Raw genomic sequence first — 6000 nt, 5'->3', positions numbered from 1 at the left:
TAACAAAGGGCACTCATGGCGGCCTCCTTCCTCGAGGGCACCGGGGTCAGCAAGAGCTTCGGCGGTCTCCGGGTGCTGAACGAGGTCGGCTTCCGGGTGGCGGAAGGCGAGATCGTCGGGCTCATCGGGCCCAATGGCGCGGGCAAGACCACGCTGTTCAACGTGATCAGCGGGCTCGAGCGGCCCTCGGCCGGCGCCATCCGCGTGGGCGACCGACGCGTCGACGCGCTGCCCGCGCATCGCGTGGCGCGTCTCGGCGTCGCGCGCACCTTCCAGACACCGCGGCCATTTCTCGATCTCACGGCGCTCGAGAACGTGCGGATGGCCGCCCTGTTCGGAGAGCGAGCGGCGCCCGCGGGGCCGACCGCGCTCCTCGGGCTGGTCGAGCTCGAGGCCCAGGGCGGTATCCGCGCCCGGCATCTGCCCGGTCCGCATCGAAAGCTGCTCGAGCTGGCCATGGCGCTCGCGCAAGGCCCGCGCCTCGTCCTGCTCGACGAGATCCTGGCGGGTCTCACGCCCACGGAGGTGGGCCGGGCCACGGCCATCCTGCGGCGTATTCGGGACGAGCACGGCATCGGGCTGTTCTGGATCGAGCACGTGATGCAGGCGGTGATGGCGGCGGCGGAGCGCGTGATCGTGCTCGATCATGGAGAAGTGATCGCTGAGGGCGCGCCGCGGACCGTGGTGCGGGACGCGCGGGTGCTCGAGGCTTATCTGGGCAAGTCCATGGCTCGCTCACACTGACGGCAAGGAGGCCATCATGCGGATGCGGAGACGGGAATTTCTCACGACCACGGGCGGCGGGGCCACCGCGGCAGCGGTGCTGAGGGGCCGCGCATGGGCGCAAGCCAAGCCGATCAGGATCGGCTACACCCTATCGGCCACCGGCCCCTACTCGGTGGGAGCGGGGATCACCCAGGGCACCGGGTACGCGCTGTGGCACGAGCAGGTCAACGCCAAGGGCGGCCTCGCCGTGAAGGGCGAGGGCCGGCGTCTCGTCGAGTACGTCACCATCGACGATCGAAGCGAGATCGAGACGGCCGTGCGCTTCTACGAGAAGCTGATGGGCGATGACAAGGTCGATCTGATCCTGCCGCCCTGGGGCACGGCCATGAACTTCGCGGTAGCCCCCGTCGCCAACAAGTACGGCTACCCGATGATCGGCCCCACCGTCAGCTCCAACAAGCTCAAGGAGCTGTCCTTCCCATACTTCTACGCCATCTTGCAGCAGCCCGACGCCTGCATGGGCGCCTTCACGAGCTTTCTCAAGGAGCTCAAGGGACAGGGGAAGGTGTCCAAGGTCGGCGTCGCCTACGTCAACGACCTCTTCGGCATCGAGATGCACTCGAGCCTGACGGCCACCCTGAAGGACACCGGGCTCGAGATCGTCGACACCAAGAGCTATCCGCTCGGCGTCAAGGACCTCTCGCCCGTCCTCAAGGGGTTCAAGGCCGCCGGGGCCGACGTCTTCCTGGGGTTGACCTATCCGCCGGACAATATCCTCGCAGCCAGTCAGTCCAAGGAGGTCGACTTCAATCCGCCTGTCTATCTCGCCGCCGTGGGCACCGCCTTCCCCTTCTACCGCGACCGCTTCAAGGGCGCCGAGGGGGTGTCGGGGATCGCGGGCTGGAACCCGAAGATGAAGTACCCGGGCGCCCGCGAGTACTACGAGGCGCATGTGAAGAAGCACCAGAAAGAGCCCGACCGGTGGGCGAGCGCCTTCGCCTACGGCTCGCTGCAGATCCTCGAGCGCTGCGTGGGCGAGGTGGGGCTCGACCGGAAGAAGATCAAGGAGATGCTGGACGCGACCGAGTTCCAGACCGTGGCGGGCCCCATCAAGTTCGCCAAGGGCGTGAACGTCACCACGCCCGGCATGGTGGGCCAATGGCAGAAGGGAGAGTTCGAGATCGTCTGGCCCAAGGCTCTGGCCACCGCGCCCCTCATCGTACCGAAGCCCGCGTGGGCGTGACCACCAGACCAAACCCCCTCCTAGAGAGAACCCTCTCCCCCATCGGGGGAGAGGGGAGGGTGAGGGGGCCGAGGGTGAGGGGCGAGGGTGACGGAGCGCAGTTGGACGTGATGCGGTGACCGCGTCACTCCTCTTCGACATCCTCGGCACGGGGCTGATCACCGGAGGGATCTACGCCCTGGTGGCGCTGGGGCTGAACCTTCAATACGGCCTCATGCGCGTGCTCAACGTGGCGCACGGCGAGTTCCTCATGCTGGGCGCCTACGTCACGTACTCGCTGCATACCGGCTGGGGGGCCAATCCGCTCCTCACGCTGCTCGTGACGGGACCGGCGGCCTTTGGCGCCGGTCTCGTCCTTCACCGGCTCCTCTACGCGCGCGTGCTCGGCCAGGCGGAGGCGCGCGAGGCGATCGAGTCGCGCTCGCTCCTGCTGTCCTTCGGCCTCCTCTTCGTGCTGCAGAACGCCGCGCTCCTCGTGTGGAGCGCCGACCTCAGGGGCTATGGCTATCTCGCTACCCCGCTTCGCGTCCTGGGCGCGGTCTTCCCCGCCAATCGCGTCCTCGCCGCGGTGGTGGCCCTCGGCCTCAGCGTCGGCTTCTACGTCTATCTGCGGCGAAGCCTCACGGGCAAGGCCATTCGCGCCCTCATGGACGAGCCCGAGGGCGCTCAGCTCGTGGGCGTCAACCTGACGCGGCTTCACGGCGTCTGCTTCGGTCTGGGCGTGGCCATGGCCGCGGTCACGGGCTCCTTGATCAGCATGCTCTTCGAGCTGACTCCTTTCGTCGGGCTGCCCTATACCGTGACCGCCCTCGTCGTGGTCATCCTGGGCGGTCTCGGCAATGTGGCGGGAAGCCTGCTGGGGGCCCTGCTCCTGGGGGTGGTGGAGACGGCGGGCGTCTATCTCGCCTCATCCGATATCCGGCTCATCTCCTCGTACGCCGTGCTGTCGCTCATCCTGATCCTCAAGCCCGCGGGTCTCTTTGGCCGTTAGTCGCGCGCTGCTCGCCGCCCTGGTCCTGGCCCTGGTCGGCGCGCCCTGGCTCGTGTCCGGCTATCAGCGCTCCCTGCTCCTGGCCATCCTGGCCGACGTCGCTCTTGCCGTGTCGTGGGCGTTCTTTTCCGGACCCACCCGCTATCTCTCGCTGGCCACCGGGGCCTTCTTCGGCGCCGGCGCCTATACGACGGCCGTGGTGGGAGGACGGCTGGCCTGGCCCCTTCCCGTGCTGGCCGGGGCGGCGGTGGGCGGCGCCATGGCGCTCGTGGTCGGCGCCCTCGCTCTCCGTCTGCGCGGCCCGTACTTCGCGGTCTTCACCTTCGGCCTGGCCGAGCTCGCCAAGCACACATTGATCTGGTACGAGACGCGCGTGACGGGCACGGTGGGGCGGCTGCTCCTCTCTCCACCGGGGCCGTGGACCCTCTACTACACGGTGCTGGCCCTGGCGGGGCTCGCGGTGGTGACCGCGCTTGTCCTGCGCCGTACCCGGTGGGGATACGCGCTCATCGGGATCGGGGAGGACGAAGAGCGCGCCTTGACCCTGGGGATCGACACGACGCGGGTCAAGATCGGGACCTTCGCGCTTAGCGCCGCCTTCATGGGCGCGGTGGGGGCAGCCATGGCGCCGCGCTGGACCTACCTCGATCCGCAGGTCTTCAACCCGTTGGTGTCATTCCAGACGGTGATCATGGCGCTGGTCGGCGGGGCCACCACCGTGGCGGGGCCCGCCCTCGGGGCCGCCTTCCTGGGGCTGGTCTCGGAGCTCTTCCTCCTCAGGTTTCGCTATCTCTACATGCTCGCGCTGGGGCTGACGCTCATTGCGGTGGTCGTGGCATTTCCGTCCGGTCTGGCCGGCATCGGGCGGCGGGATCATCGGGGCGGTCAGCACTGAGCATGGTGGCCATACCGTTCCTCCGCTGGGTGAAGCGCTGGGGCGTCTCGATCTTCTCGCTCGGCCTTGGTCTGGCCACCCTCTTCGTCTTCCGCCGCGGATTACCGCACGTGGGCTGGATCGTCGGCTACCTGCTGCTCCTGTGGCTGCTCGTCCTCGTGGTGGCCGAGCTCCGAGCGCCCCTCGAGGCCAAGCGCCAGCGCCTCGTCGTGGATGCCGTCGACTACGTCATTCAGTCCCTCTATCACGGTCTCCTTCTCTTCGTGCTGCCCGCCTACTGGGCGAGCGTGACGCTGGACTCGATCAATGTGATCTTTCTCGTTGCCGTGGTGGCGGGAGCGCTCGTCACGGCCGTCGATCCCTGGTACGCGGCCATCGTGCATCCGCGACCCTGGCTCAATCAGCTCCTGCTCGGCTTCTCGTTCTTCGCCGCCCTCAACGTGGCGCTGCCCCTCCTGCGCATCAAGCCCATCTTCGCCCTCGAGGGCGCCGCCGCGCTCTCGCTCCTGGCCATGACCCCGGTGTTCCGCGACCGCGGCGCCCTGACATGGCCGCGGGCGCACAGCCGGGCCGTGGCCCTCGCCGTGGTGGCCATGGTCGCGGTGTGGTTCGGGCGCACGGCCGTGCCGCCGGCGCCGCTCTTCGTCGCGCGTGCCACGGTGGCCCGCGATGTCAGCATGCTCGAGCCGCTGGAGCCCGTGTCGAGCCCAATCCCCGCGTCCTCGGTGGCGATATGGGGCGGCCTGACCGCGTATACGGCCGTGTATGCGCCGGCCGGTCTCGAGCAGGCCATCAGCCACCGGTGGTGGAAGGATGGCCGGCTGATCGGGATCGCGCCGCTCTCGCCGGTGCGGGGCGGTCGCAAGGAAGGCTTCCGCACCTACTCGAAGAAGACGGACCTGAAGCCCCCTTATCAAGGCCGCTACCACGTCGACGTCGTGACGGCCTCGGGCCAGCTCATCGGTCGCCTCAGATTCACCGTCAGACCATAGCCTGCCCCGCGTTCACTCAGCCCTCGCCTCAGGGCTTCGCCCTTCAGCTCGAACTGCGGCCCTCTCCCCAGAGAGGAGAGGGATGCAAGGCAAGCGCAGCTCAGTTCTCTCCACATCCCTCTCCCCCATTGGGGGAGAGGGGCAGGGTGAGGGGGAAAGGTTATGATGGGCAGTCAATGACCTTCTTCGACACTCACGCGCATCTGCATTTCCCCGACTTCGCCGACGACCTCGAGGCCGTGCTCGATCGAGCCCGCGCCGCGGGAGTGCGCGGCATGGTGACGATCGGCACCGATCGCGACACCAACCGCACGGTGGTGGAGCTGGCCCGGCGGCTGCCCGACGTCTGGTCGACGGTGGGGATCCATCCTCACGACGCGGCCGAGGCCACCGAGGCGGACTTCGAAGAGATGGAGCGACTCGCGCGCTCCGAGGCCAAGGTCGTCGGCTTGGGCGAGATGGGGCTCGACTTCTTCCGCAATCTGTCGCCCAGGGAAGTCCAGGAGAAAGTCTTCCGCCGCCAGCTGGGAATGGCGCGGGCTGTCGGCAAGCCCGTGGTCATCCACTGCCGGGATGCCCACGCGGAGATCCTGGGCATTCTCGTCGACGAGAAAGTCGGAGAGACGGGCGGGGTCATGCACTGCTTCTCGGGCGACGTCGAGATGGCCAGGCGCTGTCTCGACCTGGGGTTGTTCATCTCGCTGGCGGGCCCGGTCACTTACAAGAACGCGCGCGCTTTGCCGGACGTGGCGCGCTTCGTGCCCGAGGACCAGCTCGTGGTGGAGACCGATTGTCCTTACCTGCCCCCGACGCCTCACCGAGGCCAGCGCAATGAGCCGGCCTATGTCGCGCTCACCGCGGGCAGGATCGCCGAGCTGCGAGGGGTCGATTCAGCCGAGCTGGGCGAGACCACGACGCGGAATGCCGCGCGGCTCTTCCGCCTCCGCATCGACTAAGTGCCCACGCAAACGCCGCAGGCTGCTCAGCAGCCTCCTAGCCGAGACTGTTCATGAACGTGGCTCTGTCTGCCCCCTCACCCTGCCCTCTCCCCCGATGGGGGAGAGGGATTGAAATTTTGCAGACTCTCTTCGGATCCCTCGCCCCCGGAGGGGGAGAGGGCAGGGTGAGGGGGCGTCTATGGTGAGGGGCCTCT

At 68.1% G+C, this 6000-nt stretch carries 6 protein-coding genes; all 6 read left to right on the top strand.

The features are described from left to right. Nucleotides 1–15: 15 nt before the first annotated feature. Nucleotides 16–744, top strand: coding sequence for an ABC transporter ATP-binding protein (locus VGT00_06500; protein ID HEV8531048.1), 729 nt, complete (start codon nucleotides 16–18; stop codon nucleotides 742–744). A 16-nt stretch (nucleotides 745–760) separates the two neighbouring features. Continuing rightward, a complete protein-coding gene (locus VGT00_06495; GenBank protein HEV8531047.1) occupies nucleotides 761–1969 on the top strand; it encodes an amino acid ABC transporter substrate-binding protein in 1209 nt (402 codons plus the stop codon). Between the two features lie 115 nt (nucleotides 1970–2084). Beyond that, entirely contained in the window at nucleotides 2085–2960 is an 876-nt protein-coding gene (locus tag VGT00_06490; GenBank protein ID HEV8531046.1) for a branched-chain amino acid ABC transporter permease, read from the top strand. Next, complete coding sequence (locus tag VGT00_06485; protein ID HEV8531045.1) at nucleotides 2950–3855, top strand: branched-chain amino acid ABC transporter permease; 906 nt, start codon at nucleotides 2950–2952, stop codon at nucleotides 3853–3855. The genes VGT00_06490 and VGT00_06485 overlap by 11 nt, the downstream gene beginning before the upstream one ends. 2 nt (nucleotides 3856–3857) lie before the next feature. Continuing rightward, on the top strand, nucleotides 3858–4847 hold the full coding sequence (locus VGT00_06480) for a DUF5924 family protein (GenBank protein HEV8531044.1): 990 nt from the start codon (nucleotides 3858–3860) through the stop codon (nucleotides 4845–4847). A gap of 176 nt (nucleotides 4848–5023) precedes the next feature. Then, nucleotides 5024–5803, top strand: coding sequence for a TatD family hydrolase (locus VGT00_06475; GenBank protein ID HEV8531043.1), 780 nt, complete (start codon nucleotides 5024–5026; stop codon nucleotides 5801–5803). The last annotated feature ends 197 nt before the right edge of the window (nucleotides 5804–6000 follow it).

It is taken from the genome of Candidatus Methylomirabilota bacterium (assembly GCA_036002485.1).
Classification (GTDB): domain Bacteria; phylum Methylomirabilota; class Methylomirabilia; order Rokubacteriales; family CSP1-6; genus AR37.
Note: the sequence above shows the minus strand (reverse complement) of the source record. Positions and strands in the feature narration are given on the sequence as shown.